Source organism: Leifsonia virtsii (assembly GCF_030433675.1).
Taxonomy (GTDB): Bacteria; Actinomycetota; Actinomycetes; order Actinomycetales; family Microbacteriaceae; genus Leifsonia; species Leifsonia virtsii.
The window spans coordinates 426146-441139 of the sequence record NZ_JAROCB010000004.1 but is presented as its reverse complement, the minus strand read 5'-3'; the positions used below and the strand labels follow the sequence as shown (position 1 = coordinate 441139).

General features: G+C 71.0%; 14 protein-coding genes. 9 read left to right on the top strand and 5 right to left on the bottom strand.

The window, feature by feature from the left end; all coding sequences use genetic code 11:
* Positions 1 to 3 precede the first annotated feature (3 nt).
* The 3 genes from P5G59_RS16230 to rlmC all read left to right on the top strand — a co-directional run bounded on the left by P5G59_RS16230 (position 4) and on the right by rlmC (position 4556).
* A complete protein-coding gene (locus P5G59_RS16230) occupies positions 4 to 1083 on the top strand; it encodes an ABC transporter permease (RefSeq protein WP_435871274.1) in 1080 nt (359 codons plus the stop codon).
* Complete coding sequence (locus P5G59_RS16225) at positions 1080 to 3359, top strand: exo-beta-d-1,3/1,6-glucosidase (RefSeq protein WP_301220045.1); 2280 nt, start codon at positions 1080 to 1082, stop codon at positions 3357 to 3359. The genes P5G59_RS16230 and P5G59_RS16225 overlap by 4 nt, the downstream gene beginning before the upstream one ends.
* Positions 3360 to 3425: 66 nt before the next feature.
* A complete protein-coding gene (gene rlmC, locus P5G59_RS16220) occupies positions 3426 to 4556 on the top strand; it encodes a 23S rRNA (uracil(747)-C(5))-methyltransferase RlmC (RefSeq protein WP_301220044.1) in 1131 nt (376 codons plus the stop codon).
* Here the strand turns inward: rlmC and msrA are convergent.
* Genes msrA through P5G59_RS16205 form a run of 3 tightly spaced genes read right to left on the bottom strand, consistent with a single transcriptional unit; the run spans position 4553 to position 6351 of the window.
* Entirely contained in the window at positions 4553 to 5062 is a 510-nt protein-coding gene (gene msrA / locus P5G59_RS16215; RefSeq protein WP_301220043.1) for a peptide-methionine (S)-S-oxide reductase MsrA, read from the bottom strand. The two genes, rlmC and msrA, sit on opposite strands and share 4 nt — an antisense overlap.
* A gap of 11 nt (positions 5063 to 5073) precedes the next feature.
* Positions 5074 to 5520, bottom strand: a complete 447-nt coding sequence (gene msrB / locus P5G59_RS16210; protein WP_301220042.1) for a peptide-methionine (R)-S-oxide reductase MsrB — start codon at positions 5518 to 5520, stop codon at positions 5074 to 5076.
* Positions 5521 to 5556: 36 nt separating this feature from the next.
* Positions 5557 to 6351 (bottom strand): type IV toxin-antitoxin system AbiEi family antitoxin domain-containing protein, encoded by a 795-nt coding sequence (locus tag P5G59_RS16205; protein ID WP_301220041.1) that lies wholly within the window; start codon positions 6349 to 6351, stop codon positions 5557 to 5559.
* A gap of 290 nt (positions 6352 to 6641) precedes the next feature.
* Between P5G59_RS16205 and P5G59_RS16200 the strand changes: the two genes are divergently transcribed.
* Positions 6642 to 7367 (top strand): alpha/beta fold hydrolase, encoded by a 726-nt coding sequence (locus tag P5G59_RS16200; protein ID WP_301220040.1) that lies wholly within the window; start codon positions 6642 to 6644, stop codon positions 7365 to 7367.
* Between the two features lie 110 nt (positions 7368 to 7477).
* Here P5G59_RS16200 and P5G59_RS16195 read toward each other — a convergent pair whose 3' ends face one another.
* Complete coding sequence (locus P5G59_RS16195) at positions 7478 to 7918, bottom strand: hypothetical protein (protein ID WP_301220039.1); 441 nt, start codon at positions 7916 to 7918, stop codon at positions 7478 to 7480.
* Complete coding sequence (locus P5G59_RS16190) at positions 7915 to 9189, bottom strand: mechanosensitive ion channel family protein (protein ID WP_301220038.1); 1275 nt, start codon at positions 9187 to 9189, stop codon at positions 7915 to 7917. The genes P5G59_RS16195 and P5G59_RS16190 overlap by 4 nt, the downstream gene beginning before the upstream one ends.
* A gap of 150 nt (positions 9190 to 9339) precedes the next feature.
* Here P5G59_RS16190 and P5G59_RS16185 point away from each other — a divergent pair, with 150 nt between their 5' ends.
* The 5 genes from P5G59_RS16185 to P5G59_RS16165 all read left to right on the top strand — a co-directional run bounded on the left by P5G59_RS16185 (position 9340) and on the right by P5G59_RS16165 (position 14992).
* Positions 9340 to 10335, top strand: coding sequence for an SDR family oxidoreductase (locus tag P5G59_RS16185; protein ID WP_301220037.1), 996 nt, complete (start codon positions 9340 to 9342; stop codon positions 10333 to 10335).
* A gap of 208 nt (positions 10336 to 10543) precedes the next feature.
* The gene (locus tag P5G59_RS16180; protein ID WP_301220036.1) at positions 10544 to 11689 is read left to right on the top strand and encodes an ROK family transcriptional regulator; all 1146 of its coding nucleotides are present in this window, start codon (positions 10544 to 10546) and stop codon (positions 11687 to 11689) included.
* Between the two features lie 75 nt (positions 11690 to 11764).
* Positions 11765 to 13096 carry an ABC transporter substrate-binding protein gene (locus P5G59_RS16175; protein WP_301220035.1) on the top strand — a complete coding sequence of 444 codons (1332 nt, stop codon included), beginning with the start codon at positions 11765 to 11767 and terminating at the stop codon, positions 13094 to 13096.
* A 10-nt stretch (positions 13097 to 13106) separates the two neighbouring features.
* Positions 13107 to 14087, top strand: coding sequence for a carbohydrate ABC transporter permease (locus P5G59_RS16170; RefSeq protein ID WP_301220034.1), 981 nt, complete (start codon positions 13107 to 13109; stop codon positions 14085 to 14087).
* On the top strand, positions 14084 to 14992 hold the full coding sequence (locus tag P5G59_RS16165; RefSeq protein WP_301220033.1) for a carbohydrate ABC transporter permease: 909 nt from the start codon (positions 14084 to 14086) through the stop codon (positions 14990 to 14992). Before P5G59_RS16170 ends, P5G59_RS16165 begins: the two co-directional genes overlap by 4 nt.
* The last annotated feature ends 2 nt before the right edge of the window (positions 14993 to 14994 follow it).

The following is a 14994-nucleotide window of genomic DNA, read 5'->3' as shown; positions in this document are numbered from 1 at the left end:
ACCATGAGAACCCCCGCCGAAGAGTCGGACACCCTCGCCCAGCCCGCGGGCGTCGGCAGCCCCGAGACCGCCTTCGTCCGTGCCGTCGGTCCGCGCCCGCCCGCCAAGGCGACCTTCTGGTCGCAGCTGAGGGCGTCCCTCGCCATGTTCGGCAACCGCAAGTCGGCCACCGGGCTCATCATCCTGGGCGTCTTCGTGCTCGTCGCGATCTTCGCGCCGTGGATCGCGCCATACGACCCGAACGCGCAGCACCTCGACCAGACCCTGCAGCCGCCGTCGTTCCAGCACCTGCTCGGGACGACCCACATCGGCCAGGACGTCTTCAGCCAGCTCGTCTACGGCACCCGCGGGGTGCTCGTGGTCGGGTTCCTCGCGACGATCATGGCCACCGTCGTGGCCATCGTCGTCGGCGTCACCGCGGGCTATCTGCGCGGCTGGAAGAGCGAGTCGCTGTCGGCGCTGTCGAACGTCTTCCTGGTCATCCCGGGCCTCCCGCTGATGATCATCGTCGCGTCGCAGTTCGACGACCCGCCGCTGCCGCTCATCGCCGCCGTCCTCGGGCTCACGGGATGGGCGTGGGGCGCCCGCGTGCTGCGTGCGCAGACGATGTCGCTGCGGAACCGCGACTTCATCCAGGCCGCCCGGGCGAACGGGGAGCCGCTGCACCGCATCATCCTGGTGGAGATGCTGCCGAACCTGATGGCGATCATCGCGTCGAGCTTCGTCGGCACCATGACCGCCGCGGTCCTCGGGCTCACGACGCTCGCGTTCATCGGCGTCATCCCGGTGTCGAACCTGAACTGGGGCACCATCCTGTTCTGGGCCCAGCAGAACAACGCCTTCCCCGACTACTGGTGGTGGTACGTCCCTGCCGGCCTGTGCATCGCGCTGCTCGGCGTGGCGCTCGCGCTCATCAACTTCGGCATCGACGAGTACGTCAACCCGCGCCTGCGGTCGGCGGGCGAGCGCGCACGGGCGATGAAGCGCAAGGGCATGAACGTCAACGCGGCCGTCACCCAGGTCCGCACAGAACCCACCACGGCCGGTCCGGCCGGATCAGCACCGGAGAGCACCACCGCATGACCACGACCCTGCCGTCCACGAGTGCCGCGCCCGACGGCGAGGCGCTCCCCTTCCGGGACCCGTCCCTGCCGACCGCCGACCGCGTCCGCGACCTCCTCGGCCGCATGACGCTGGAGGAGAAGGTGGGGCAGATGCTCCAGCTGGACGCCCGCGACGACCTGAAGGACCACGTCCTGCGGCGTCACGTCGGCTCGATCCTGCACACCTCCCCCGAGCGCATCCTGGAGGCGAACCGGCTCACCGCGCAGACCCGGCTGCGCATCCCGCTGCTCGTCGGCGAGGACTGCATCCACGGCCACTCGTTCTGGCCCGGCGCCACGATCTTCCCCACCCAGCTCGGGATGGCGGCGACCTGGGACGCCGAGCTGATCGAGCGCGTCGCCCGGGCCAGCGCCGAGGAGGTCGCGGTGACCGGCGTTCACTGGACCTTCTCGCCCGTGCTCTGCATCGCCCGCGACCTGCGCTGGGGCCGCGTCGGCGAAACCTTCGGCGAGGACCCGTTCCTCATCGGCGAGCTGGCCAGCGCCATGGTCCGCGGGTACCAGGGCGGCGGCCTCGACGACCCGACAGCGATCCTCGCCACGGCGAAGCACTTCGCCGGATACTCGGAGACGCAGGGCGGACGCGACGCGAGCGAGGCCGACCTCTCACGACGCAAACTGCGCAGCTGGTTCCTGCCGCCGTTCGAGCGTGTCGCCCGCGAGGGCTGCCGCACATTCATGCTCGGCTACCAGAGCACCGACGGCGTGCCGATCACGGTCAACGACTGGCTGCTCAGCGACGTGCTCCGCGGCGAGTGGGGCTACACCGGGACGCTCATCACCGACTGGGACAACGTCGGGCGCATGGTCTGGGAGCAGCGGGTGCAGCCCGACTACGCCCACGCCGCGGCCGCCGCCGTGCGCGCGGGCAACGACATGGTGATGACGACGCCCGGATTCTACGAGGGGGCTCTGGAGGCCGTCGAGCATGGCCTGCTCGACGAGGACGCCTTCGACGCCGCCGTCGCGCGCATCCTGACGCTGAAGTTCGACCTCGGGCTGTTCGAGGACCCGCGGCTGCCGTCGCGGGACCTCGACGCGGTCGTCGGGAGCGCGAAGCACGCCGAGCTCAACCTGGAGGTGGCACGGCGCTCGATCGTGCTGCTGGAGAACGACGGGACGCTGCCGCTGACCTCGCCCGCGGTGCGTGTCGCCGTGGTCGGGCCGCTCGCCGACGACGCGCAGACGCAGCTGGGCGACTGGGCCGGCGGTTCCGGTCAGGCCGGGTGGCTGGACGGCCAGCCGCGCGAGATGATCGAGACCGTGCTCGACGGGCTGCGCGCGCTGCCCGGATGGGAGGTGCGGCACGCCCGCGGCGCCGACATCCTGACGCTCGAGGACGACCCGCGCGGCACGACGTTCCCGGACGGCCAGCCCCGGCCGCCGGTCGTGGTGCCGTCGCCGCCCGATCGGGAGCTGATCGACGAGGCCGTCGCCGCGGCCGAGGCGTCGGATGTGGTGGTCGCGGTGGTCGGCGACAGGATCGAGCTCGTCGGCGAGGGCCGCTCGACGGCGACGCTGGAGCTGATCGGCGGCCAGAACGCGCTGCTCGACGCAGTGATCGCGACCGGCACGCCCGTCGTCGTCGTGGTGATGGCGTCGAAGCCGCTTGTGCTGCCGCCGTCGGTCGCCCGCGCCGCCGCCGTGCTCTGGGCGGCGAGCCCCGGAATGCGCGGCGGGACGGCGATCGCGGAGATCCTGGCCGGACGGGTGGAGCCGTCGGGCCGGCTCCCGATCTCGTTCGCCCGCCATGCCGGCCAGCAGCCGACGTACTACAACCAGCTGCGCGGGCAGCACGGCGACCGCTACGCGGACCTCACCCAGCAGCCCGCGTGGGCCTTCGGGGACGGCCTGTCGTACACGACCGTGGAGTATTCGGACCTCACGCTGGAGCGCACGGCGCTCGGCCTCGCGGACGAGATCGTGGCCGAGGTGACGGTGCGGAACACGGGCGCCCGCCCGGTCCGCGAGACCGTGCAGGTGTACGTGCGGGACACGGTCACCAGCGTCAGCTGGACGGACCGGGAGCTGAAGGCGTACCGCCAGGTGGAGCTCGCGCCGGGAGAGTCGGCCCGCGCGCGGGTCGTGCTGCCCGTCGCGGACTGCACGATCGTGGACGCCGCGGGCACGCGCCTGGTCGAGCCGGGTGCGTTCGAACTGCTGGTCGGCCCCTCGTCGCGGGAGTCGTCGCTGCTGGCGGCGCCCTTCGAGGTCGTGGCGGCGGCCGTCCGCTGAGGGCAGGGCCGCGCCCGCTCGGGCGCGGCCCGCTCCCGGCCGACGGCACGTAGACTCGTCGCCGGGATGGACTGCTCGTACTTCGACGCCGGCGTATGCCGTTCGTGCACCCTCATGGGCGTGCCGTACGCCGCGCAGCTCGCCGACAAGGACGCGCACGCCCGCGAACTGCTCGCCGCCTTCGGCGACGCCGTGTGGCTGCCGCCGGTGGCGAGCGCGGAGTCGGGCTACCGCAATAAGGCGAAGATGGTGATCGGCGGCACCGTGGACTCCCCCACGATCGGCATCCTCGACGAGGACGGCCGCGGGGTGGACCTGCGCGAGTGCGGGATCTGCGCCCCGGGTATCCGCGCCGCGCTGCCGGCGATCGCGGACTTCGTGACGCGCACCCGGCTCGCGCCGTACAGCGTCCCGGAGCGTCGTGGCGACCTCAAGTACGTGCTGGTCACCCTCTCCCCCGACGACGAGCTGATGATCCGGTTCGTGGTGCGGTCGGAGGATGTCGTCGCCCGCATCCGCGCCCGGCTGCCGGAGCTGCGCGCCGCGCTGCCGACGGCCCGGGTGGTGACGGCGAACATCCAGCCGGAGCACAAGGCCGTGGTGGAGGGCGACCGGGAGGTCGTGCTGACGCCGGACGCGTCGCTCGTGATGCGGGTGGGGGCCGTGCCGCTGCGGCTGCGCCCGCAGTCCTTCTTCCAGACCAACACGGCCGTGGCCGAGGCGCTGTACGCCCAGGTCGCCGACTGGGTGGACGCCGTCTCGCCCGCCAGCGTGTGGGACCTGTACTGCGGGGTCGGCGGCTTCGCCCTCAACGTGGCGGCTCCCGGTCGCCGCGTGGTCGGGGTGGAGACCAGCCGGGAGGCCGTGCGCAGCGCGCGGGCGACCGCCTCGGCGGCGGCGCTCCCGCAGGTGGCGTTCCGTGCGGGCGACGCCACCGCGTTCGCGCGCGACGCGAAGTCTGTGCCGGAGCTCGTGATCGTGAACCCCCCGCGCCGCGGCATCGGCGCCGAGCTGGCGGACTGGCTCGAGGACTCCGGCGTGCCGTCGGTGGTCTACTCCAGCTGCAACCCCAAGAGCCTCGCCCACGACCTGGCCCGGATGCCGTCGTACCGCATCCGGACCGGCCGCGTCCTCGACATGTTCCCGCAGACCGGCCACCTTGAGGTGGCCGTTCTGCTGGAGCGGACCGCCGCCTAGATGGCCGCGGACTCCCGCCTCGGGAGCTTCCAGCCCGGCCGCACGAAGTGGCAGGTGTAGCCCCACGGGGTGCGCTCCAGGTAGTCCTGGTGCTCGGGCTCCGCCTCCCAGAACGGGCCGGCCTGGCTGACCTCGGTGACGACCTTGCCCGGCCAGAGACCGGACGCGTCGACGTCGGCGATGGTGTCCTCGGCGATGCGGCGCTGCTGGTCGTCCTCGTAGAAGATCGCGGAACGGTAGCTGGTGCCGACGTCGTTGCCCTGCCGGTTCTTGGTCGACGGGTCGTGGATCTGGAAGAAGAACTCCAGCAGGTCGCGGTAGCTGGTGCGCTCGGGGTCGTACTCGATCTCGATCGCCTCGGCGTGCGTCCCGTGGTTGCGGTAGGTGGCGTTCGCGACGTCGCCACCGGTGTAGCCGACGCGCGTGCTCGTCACGCCCGGAAGCTTACGGATGAGGTCCTGCATGCCCCAGAAGCAGCCTCCGGCGAGGATGGCCTTCTCTGTCATTGTCGTGCTCCTTACTTGTCGAAGATCGTGCGGTACTGGCCGTACCCGGCCTCGTCGAGCTCGGCGAGCGGGACGAAGCGGAGGGCCGCCGAGTTGATGCAGTAGCGGAGGCCGCCGGCGTCGGCGGGCCCGTCGTCGAACAGGTGCCCCAGGTGGCTGTCGCCGTGGGCGGATCGCACCTCGGTGCGCACCATCCCGTACGTGCGGTCGACCTTCTCGACGATGTTGCCCGGCTCCACCGGCACGGTGAAGCTCGGCCAGCCGGACCGGCTGTCGTACTTGTTCACGGACGCGAAGAGCGGCTCCCCCGACACGATGTCGACGTACAGTCCCTCGTCGTGGTTGTCCCAGAACCTGTTGCGGAACGCCGGCTCCGTGGCGGCCTCCTGCGTCACCGCGTACTGCTGCGGCGTCAGCCGGGAGACGGCCTCCGGGTCCTTGCGGTAGTCCTGTGTCACGTTTCCTCCTCGTGCGGCGTGCTGGCTGCGACGCCGTCAGTGGATGAAACACGGCGGAGCACCCAGTTGGTCCCTTCGATCCTGTGAGTTCGCCGAGTGCGCGGAACGGGTCAGGATGCGGTCCAGGATGTCGAGCACGGCGGTCCAGTCCTCTGTCACCTGTGCTGCGGAGACCCGCAGTCGTGGCGACCCACGCGCCGCCAAACGCATGTCGACCCGGCCGACGCCGTCGACGTGCACCTGCTGCTCGACGACATGGCCGCGGGCCTGCAGCCGCTGCCGCACGATCGACTCCACGCCGGAGTCGGATCCCGGCCGTGCCAGCATCCACCTCCGCCGCACGTTCACGGGCTGACCGGAGAGCACCGCGCGCAGCACCCGAAGGGTCACGAGACCAGCGGTCAGCGCGGTGTCGAAGACCGCGACCGCGGTCTCCTCGTCGGCGCAGCGTGCCACCGACCGCAGGCAGTCGGCGAGCGTGACCCTCCAGACCTCCGCCGAGCGCTCGGTCGGCAGCCAGTGGCGTACGTGCGGGCTTTCCACCGGCCCGGCCCTGGCATGCCCTGAGAACTGCAGGTGCAGCCGCGGATCGGGACCGGCCCAGAGGCCGTAGGTGCGGGCGGCGGAGACGCAGGAGAGGCGTCCGCGCGCGAGCACGGCTGTGACCGCAGCGGTCGGCGCCTCCGGCAGCGCGTAGACGCCGCGGCGCAGGCGGCGCAGCCGCCCGGTGCGGACGGCCGCCGTCAGCTCGTCGGAGGTGGCGCCCGTGGCACGCAGCTGGAGGACGGAGGCGATGCCGCCGAGGCGGTGCAGGGTTCGTTCGTCGATCATGCGTCCAGCATCCCGGCGAGGAGGAGGTGCGATCGGCCCGGTCCCGGGATCTGTGGAAAGCCCGCGGGTCACCGCGCCTGTGTGCACCAGCGGTCGATCGGCCGAGTCTCCGTCCGGGCTGCCTGATGTCGGAGATTCGAACGAACCGTGACCGAATCTCCGACCGAAGCCCGGGACCGGAGCAACGAAGCGAGCCGCGAGGGTAGACGCATCGCCCGCACAGGCCCTAGCCTGGCGCCGTTCCGAGAGCCCGCACCGTTCACAGCACCGAGCGAAAGAGCAGGAACACCATGGCTTTGCCCACGATCGTCCTCGTCCACGGAGCCTGGGCCGACGCGTCCAGCTGGAATCCCGTCATCACCGACCTGCGCGACCGCGGGTTCACGGTGCTCGCCCCGCCGAACCTGCTGCGCGGCGCCGCCGGCGACGGAGCCTACGTCGCCTCCTTCATCGCCCAGCGCACCGCGGGGCCCGTCGTCCTCGTCGGCCACTCGTACGGCGGCGCGGTCATCAGCGCCGCCGGACTGAACGGCGGCGACGTGCGCGCCCTCGTCTACGTCGACGCATTCCTGCCGGACGAGGGCGAGACGGTCTTCGGCCTGCTCGGCGGCTCAGGATCGGCGCTCGACGTGCCCGACCCGACCACGGTGCTCGACATCGTCGGCTTCCCCGGAGCCGAGGAGGGCAACGCCGACGCCTACCTGAAGCCGTCGACCGTGCACCAGTTCTTCGCGCAGGATCTCGAGGAGGAGGCGCGCGACCAGATCGTGGCGGGCCAGCGGCCGATCTCGCTCGCGGCCAACACCGCCCCGGCGGGCACCCCCGCCTGGCGGAGCCTGCCGGTCTGGGCCGTCATCGGCACGGAGGACCGCGTCATCCCGCCCGCCCTGCAGCGCAGGATGGCCGAGCGGGCCGACGCGACCATCGTCGAGACGCCCTCCAGCCACGTGTCGATGCTCTCGGCACCGGATGTGGCCGTCGGCATGATCGTCGCGGCGGCCGAGTCCTTGGGCTGAGCACCGGCACCCGGCCGCGGTTCGTCAGCGCTCGAACGGTCGAATCTCCGTCTGGGCCGCCTGACGTCGGAGATTCGAACGCACCGCGGCCGAATCTCCGACCGCGCCCGCTACGACGCCGACGCCGGCCGGGCCTCGTGCCCCGGCTCGCCGTGCGTCCGCCGCTGCTCCTTGAGCTCCGCCTCGTAGAGGTGGCGGCGGCCGCCGGCGAGCCGCTCGCGCGCCTCCCGCTCCAGCTCTCTGAACAGCGCGTAGTAGCCGTCGTCGAAGTCCTCCACGATCTGGAACGTCCAGCGCCCCTCGATCACGTTCCGTCCGACCAGCTCCCGCTCGATCCGGTCCGCCAGCTCAGCATGGCCGGCGTCGCGGAGCTTCCCCGCCGCCTCCCCCAGCGTGAAGTCCGCCTTGCCGGTGAGCCGGTGGAACCCGTACAGCAGGCCGCGGGCGTGCTCCATCACCTCGAGCGCCTCGGAGAGGCTGCCGAGCGCCTCCACCGTGGCGTCGTCCATGCCGTCGGGTCGGGTGTGGGCGTCGTCGGGACGGTCGGTCATCGATTCTCCTTGTCTGCCGGCTCTACCGGCGGGATGGTGGCATGCCCGGCGCCCGCCTGGCGGTCGGGGAGGTCGTCCGGGTCGACCGCGACGGGCTGGCCGTCCACATCCCGGATCACGGGGATGGCGTCGGTGAACTGCTGCGCGCGCTGCTCGTTCTCGGGCGTGCCGCTGAACAGACGCCCCTCCTCTTCGCTGCGGGCGCGCGGCGGGCGTTCCGTCTGCTCCGGCTCCTCGGCGAGCTCCACACGCTGACGCGGCAGCGACACGGGCGAGTAGCGCTGCATCCAGTCGATCAGCCGCTCGCGCACGAGGCAGCGGAGGTCGAACAGGGTCGGGGCGTCCTTCGCCGTGACCAGCACGCGCACCCGAACCCAGCCGCCGACCGCGTCGGTGACCTGCAGGATGCCGGTGCGGTGGTCCCACAGGTCGGTAGTGGCAAGGATGCGGTTGAGCTCGGCGCGCATGCCGCCGGTCGAGACGCGCCAGTCGAGGTCGAACTCGACGGAGCCGAGCAGCTCGCTGTGCTGGCGGGTCCAGTTCTCGAAGGGCTTGGTGGTGAAGTACGTCGAGGGAAGCACCAGCCGCCGGTCGTCCCACACGTGCACCACCACGTAGGTGAGCGTGATCTCCTCGATCGTGCCCCACTGCTCCTCCACGACCACGACGTCGTCGATCCGGATGGCGTCCGAGAAGGCGAGCTGGATGCCGGCGAACAGGTTGGCGAGGCTCGACTGCGCCGCGACACCGGCGATGATACCGATGATCCCGGCGGAGGCGAGCAGGCTGGCGCCCGCGGCCTGCAGCGCAGGGAAGGTGAGCAGGATGGCGCCCAGCCCGATGACGACGGCGGCGACGACCGTCAGCCGCCGCAGGATGAGCACCTGCGTGCGTACGCGCCGCGCGTACCGGTTGTCCGGCACGTCGAGGCGGTAGCGGGCGAGCCCTAAGTCCTCCACGAAGATCAGGAACGCCGCGGCGAACCAGACGCCGGTGGCGATCGACAGGATGAGGAACGTGTGGTGGAGGCCCGACCGCCAGGCCGCAGTGGTGTCCGGGGGCAGGGCGAGCGCCACCGCGATCCACAGCACGATGACGAGGAGGAACAGCCGGAACGGGACGCGGACGTGCCGGATCAGCAGCTCGGGCCACTGCCTGCGGCGGCCGATCAGCCGCAGGATCAGGGCGAGGACGGCGGTGACGACGATCGCGACGACGACGGCCAGGAGGCACGCGAGCGCGAGGCCGGGCCAGCTGCGCAGGGGGAACACGGGTGCGGGATCTCCTCGGGGGTCGGAACTCGGCACGCAGTGTACGCCGCACATCCCGGGGCCGCCGGTCGCGGGAGCCGGTGGACCGGACTAGCCTGGCCCTTCGGGCGGTGTCCGGCGGACCCGCGACCACGACGTGAAGGAGCGGGAATGGCAGCGACACGGACACTTTTCATCGGCGGAACGGGCGTGATCAGCTCGGCCTGCGTCGCGGAGGCGCTGGAGCAGGGGCACGAGGTCACGGTCGTCAACCGCGGCACCAGCTCCACCCGGCCGCTGCCCGACGGCGTGGAGGTGCTGCACGCGGACATCCGCGACCCGGAGAGCGTCCACCGCGTGCTCGGCGAGCGCAGCTTCGACGTGGCCGCCGAGTTCCTCGCCTTCACCCCGGAGCACGTCCGCACCGACTTCGAGCTGTTCGAGGGTCGGGTCGGCCAGTACGTCTTCATCAGCTCCGCATCGGCCTACCAGAAGCCGCCGTCGCGCGTGCCGGTGACCGAGTCCACTCCGCTGCGCAACCCGTTCTGGCAGTACTCGCGCGACAAGATCGCGTGCGAGGACGTGCTCGTCGAGGCGTACCGCGACCGCGGGTTCCCCGTCACGATCGTGCGTCCGTCGCACACCTACGACCGCACCCTGATCCCCACCTCCGGCCACTGGACCGACCTCGAGCGGATGCGCCGCGGCGCACCCGTCGTGGTGCACGGCGACGGCACGAGCCGGTGGACGATCATCCACAACACGGACTTCGCGGTCGCCTTCACCGGACTGCTCGGCCGCCCGGAGGCGGTCGGCGACAGCTTCCACATCACCGGCGACGAGGCCCCGACCTGGGACGAGATCTACTGCTACCTTGCCGAGGCCCTCGGCGTCGAGGCCGAGCTGGTGCACGTGGCGAGCGAGTCGATCGCCGCGGTGGTCCCGGAGCTCGGCCCCGGACTCATCGGAGACAAGGCGCACTCAATGCATTTCGACAACAGCAAGGTGAAGGCGCTCGTGCCCGGCTTCAGTGCGCGCGTGCCGTTCGCCCGCGGCGCCGGCGAGATCGTGGAGTGGTACCTGGCCGACGCCGACCGGCAGCGTGTCGACCCCGACCTGGATGCGGCGTTCGACCGGCTCGTGGAGCACGCCCGCGCGTTCGGCTGAGCCGAGCCGCTCCCCCGGCACCGGCCGGCGCAGGAGACGGAGGACCCGAGGTCGTCGACGGCCCGGATGTCCTCCGTCTCCTGCTTTCGGGGCGTGTCCGCCCGCGGGTTCCTCCTTCTCAGACGCAACGGCCGAAACAGGAGCTTTACTATAAAGAAACTTTCCTGATACATTTCCGGACGAGGATCGTTCCAACGAAGGGATGAGGATGGCCGGACCCGTCCGCGGCACCCCCGGGTGGCTGCGCGAGACCAACGACCGCACCGCGCTGTCGCTGCTGCTGGAGCACGGCGTGCTCACCCGCAACCGCATCGGCGAGCTGTCCGGTCTCTCCAAGCCGACCGCCGCCCAGATGGTGGCGCGGCTCGAGACAGCCGGCCTCATCCACGCCGTCGGCGAGGTCTCCGGCGGCCGCGGCCCCAACGCCGCCAGCTACGCCGTCCGCACCGACCGGATGCTCGGCGTCGCCATCGACATCGACGCCGAGGCGCTGCGCTCCACGGTCGTCGACGCCTCCGGCGACGAGCGCCCGATCGCGGTGACACCGCTCGCCGGCCGCTCCCCCGAGGACGACGTCCGCGCAGCCGTCGACGCCGCCTGCGTCGCCGCCGGGGCCGACGCAGCCCGGGTCGGCGCGGTGTGCATCGGCGTGCAGGGCGCGCTCGACCCGCGCACCGACGAGCTGACCTACATCGAGACCCTGCCCGGCTGGCCCAAGCAGGGCATCCGGCGTCGGCTGGAGGACGCGCTCGGGCTGGCCGTCCGCATCGACAACGACGTGAACCTCGCGGCGCTCGCCGAGCGCACGGACGGCGCCGGACGCGACACCGGCGGATTCGCCCTGCTCTGGATGGGCGACGGCCTCGGCCTGTCGGTCGACCAGGGCGGGACGGTCCACCGGGGCGCGTCGGGCGGCGCGGGCGAGATCGGCTACCTGCCCATCCCGCGCCAGGCGACCGAGCTGGATGCGGACGCGCGCGACCTGCAGGATCTGATCGGCGGCCCCGCGGTCTCAGCACTCGCGGCCGCCCATGGGCTCGGAGCGGACCTCAGCGGCGACCCCGAGGCGCGCGACGCGTTCCTGGGCGAGCTCGCCCGCCGCGTCGCCGTGGGCGTCGTGCCCGTGCTCGCCCTCCTCGACCCCGAGCTCGTCGTGCTGGGCGGACCGACCGGCTTCGCCGGTGGCCCCCGTCTCGCCGAGCTCGTCACCCGAGAACTCCGCCCCGCCTGGGGCGAGCGGAGCGTCGTCGCCACCGGCGTCGCCGCCCACCCCGTGCTCCGCGGAGCACGGGAGCACCTGATCGGCGAAGTACGCGAGGCGCTCTTCGCCGAAGTGTCACGGATCGCACCGTAGCGCCCGCGACCGCACCGCACCATCCACCCCACCCGCATTCACACCACAGGCACCACAGACAGTGAGGGAGCCACAGTGAAACACCGTCATCTCATCGCCGCCGCCGCGATCACCGCGGCCGCAGCACTCGCCCTCTCCGGCTGCTCCGGCGGCTCCGGAGGCGGCAGCTTCAGCGACACCGCGCCGAGCGACCTCAGCGGCACGGTCTCGTTCTGGCACTTCTTCTCCGACCGCGAGGCGAAGGTCATCCAGTCGGTCGTCGACGACTTCGAGAAGAAGTACCCGAAGATCAAGGTCGACGTGCACTCCGGCCAGGACGACGAGAAGCTGCAGAAGGCCATCGCCACCGGCAGCAAGGTCGACGTCGGCCTCTCCTACTCGACCGACATCGTCGGCAACTTCTGCTCCAACGGCGCGTTCCGCAGCCTCAACAAGGTGATCGAGCGCGACAAGGTCGACATGAGCCAGTTCTCCGACACGGTGAAGTCGTACACGGAGTACAAGGGCACCCGCTGCGCGATGCCGATGCTCGCCGACGTCTACGGCCTCTACTACAACAAGGACCTGCTGCAGGCCGCCGGGTACACCGCGCCGCCGAAGACCCTGACCGAGCTGGAGTCGATGGCAGAGAAGCTGACCACCTTCAACGGCGACGGCTCGATCAAGACGCTCGGCTTCAACCCGACCATGGGCTGGTACGAGAACTCCGCGGCCCACTACGGGCCGGCCGCCGGCGCCGAGTGGCTGAAGAGCGACGGCACGAGCGCTGTCGGGTCGAGCGACGGCTGGAAGCAGCTGATGACGTGGCAGAAGGGCTTCGTCGACAAGATCGGCTGGGACAAGCTGAACGCCTTCACCTCCGGCCTCGGCCAGGAGTTCTCGGCCGACAACGCGTTCCAGACCGGCCAGGTGGCGATGAACCTCGACGGCGAGTACCGCACGGCGTTCATCGACGACCAGGCGAAGAAGCTGAACTACGGCACGGCGCCGTTCCCGACCGCCGACGACCACACCGAGCTGTACGGCGGCGGCTACATCACCGGGAACATCATCGGCATCTCGAAGGGGTCGACGCATCCCGAGCTCGCCTGGGCACTGCTCAAGTACCTCACGACCGACACGGACGCCGTGGTGAAGCTCGCCAACGGCCTGAAGAACGTGCCGACGACGAAGGACGCGCTCGCCTCGCCGAAGCTGGAGGTCTCGGAGCAGTTCAAGACGTTCCTCGACATCTCGTCGGACAAGAACGTGCAGACGACGCCCGCCAGCCCGCTCGGCGCCGGCTACCAGCAGACCTTCGAGGACTACTGGAACAAGTACCAGAGCCAGGGCGGCGACCTCGACGCCGGCCTGAAGTCGGTCGACAAGCAGATCGACGACGCGCTCGCGCTGAGCACCGGACCGTGAGCCGACCGAGATGACCGCCACCATCGACCGCGCGGGGCGGGTCGCCGCCCGCCCCGCACGCTCGGGCGCACGGCGACGACGCTCGCTCGTCACCCTCGCGCTCCTCGCACCGGCGCTGCTCGGGCTGCTGATCTTCTTCGTCTACCCGCTCATCGCGTCCCTCTACTACTCGTTCACGCGGTTCGACCTGGTGTCGCCGCCGCAGTGGATCGGCCTGCGCAACTACGAGTACCTGTTCACCCAGGACCCGAACGTCTGGCTGGCCACCCTGAACACGCTGTGGTTCGTGGTGATCTGGGTCCCGGTGAAGACCGCGTTCGCGCTCCTGATCGCCGGGCTCCTCGCCCGCGCGCGCCGCGCCTCCGGTATCTGGAGGACGATCTTCTACCTGCCGGCCCTCGTGCCGCCGGTGGCGAGCGTCGTGGCGTTCGTGTTCCTGTTCAACCCGGGAACGGGACCGGTGAACCAGGTGCTCGCCTGGTTCGGGATCAAGGGGCCGCTCTGGTTCAACGACCCCGCGTGGTCCAAGCCGTCGCTGGTGCTGCTCGGCATCTGGGTCATGGGTGACATCATGATCATCTTCCTGGCGGCCCTTCTCGACGTGCCGCGCGAGCAGTACGAGGCGGCGTCGCTGGATGGCGCGAACGGCCTCCAGAAGGTGCGCTACGTGACCATGCCCTCCATCGCACCGGTGCTGCTGTTCGCCGTCGTCACCGGCGTGATCGCGGCGATCCAGTACTTCACGGAGGCGGCCGTCGCCTCGTCCGTCGCATCGGGCAAGGCGGTCGTCGGCCAGGGCATCAGCACCAACCTCGGCTACCCGGACGGCTCGCTGCTCACCTACACGCAGTGGCTGTACGTGCGCGGCTTCGGCACCTACCAGCTGGGCTACGCCTCGGCCCTCGCGGTGCTGCTGTTCGTCGTCGCGGCCGTCATCCTCGTCCTGCTGCTGCGCCGCTTCAAGGCGTTCACCCCGGAAGGCGCCCAATGACCTCCGCCACCCTCTCCCCCGACACGGCGACACCGGCCCGGCCCCCCGCGCCGCGCCGCCTCCCGTCGCCGCGCTCGGCCCGCGCACGCCGCATCCTCGCCTGGATCGCCGAGCACGCAGTGCTCGTCGTGCTGGCCGTGCTGTTCATCGCGCCCGTGGTCTTCGTCTTCCTCACCTCGCTGATGTCGAGCGAGCAGACGCTGACCGCGTCGCTGTGGCCGCAGCCGTTCCAGTGGGACAACTACGTCAAGGTGTTCACGACCGTCCCGCTGGCGCAGTGGTTCGCCAACTCGGCGCTGTACGCGGTGCTGGCGACGGCGTTCATGCTGATCTCCAGCGTCCCCGCGGCGTACGCGCTCGCGAAGATCCGCTTCCGCGGCTCCGGCGTGCTGTTCACCGTCATCATCATCGCGATGCTGCTGCCGCCGCAGGTGACCGCCATCCCGATTTACGTCATGTGGTCGCAGCTGGGGCTGACCGGGACGCTGTGGCCGCTGATCCTGCCGAACCTGCTGGGCGACGCCTTCTCGATCTTCCTGCTCCGGCAGTTCTTCCTCACCATCCCGAGCGAGTACTCGGACGCGGCGCGCATCGACGGCAACGGCGAGTTCGGCGTGCTGTGGCGGGTGGTCATCCCGATGGCGAAGCCCGGCATCGCGGCCACCGCGATCTTCCTGTTCTTCGCCTCCTGGAACGACTACTACGGCCCGCTGCTCTACACCTCGGAGAACCCCGCCGCCTGGCCGGTGGCCTACGGCCTCGCGTCGTTCCGCGGCGTGCACGGCACCGACTGGGGGCTCACCATGGCCATGACGATGCTGGTGACCGTGCCCGTCGTCCTCATCTTCTTCTTCGCCCAACGCGTCTTCGTGGAGGGCATCACACTCACCGGCGTGAAGGGATAACA

What these genes read in the sequence shown, in the direction of transcription:
- P5G59_RS16230 (WP_435871274.1), top strand. Translation starts at nt 4, where the DNA reads ATGAGAACCCCCGCCGAAGAGTCGGACACCCTCGCCCAGCCCGCGGGC.
- P5G59_RS16225 (WP_301220045.1), top strand. Translation starts at nt 1,080, where the DNA reads ATGACCACGACCCTGCCGTCCACGAGTGCCGCGCCCGACGGCGAGGCG.
- rlmC (WP_301220044.1), top strand. Translation starts at nt 3,426, where the DNA reads ATGGACTGCTCGTACTTCGACGCCGGCGTATGCCGTTCGTGCACCCTC.
- msrA (WP_301220043.1), bottom strand. Translation starts at nt 5,062, where the DNA reads ATGACAGAGAAGGCCATCCTCGCCGGAGGCTGCTTCTGGGGCATGCAG.
- P5G59_RS16205 (WP_301220041.1), bottom strand. Translation starts at nt 6,351, where the DNA reads ATGATCGACGAACGAACCCTGCACCGCCTCGGCGGCATCGCCTCCGTC.
- P5G59_RS16200 (WP_301220040.1), top strand. Translation starts at nt 6,642, where the DNA reads ATGGCTTTGCCCACGATCGTCCTCGTCCACGGAGCCTGGGCCGACGCG.
- P5G59_RS16195 (WP_301220039.1), bottom strand. Translation starts at nt 7,918, where the DNA reads ATGACCGACCGTCCCGACGACGCCCACACCCGACCCGACGGCATGGAC.
- P5G59_RS16185 (WP_301220037.1), top strand. Translation starts at nt 9,340, where the DNA reads ATGGCAGCGACACGGACACTTTTCATCGGCGGAACGGGCGTGATCAGC.
- P5G59_RS16180 (WP_301220036.1), top strand. Translation starts at nt 10,544, where the DNA reads ATGGCCGGACCCGTCCGCGGCACCCCCGGGTGGCTGCGCGAGACCAAC.
- P5G59_RS16170 (WP_301220034.1), top strand. Translation starts at nt 13,107, where the DNA reads ATGACCGCCACCATCGACCGCGCGGGGCGGGTCGCCGCCCGCCCCGCA.
- P5G59_RS16165 (WP_301220033.1), top strand. Translation starts at nt 14,084, where the DNA reads ATGACCTCCGCCACCCTCTCCCCCGACACGGCGACACCGGCCCGGCCC.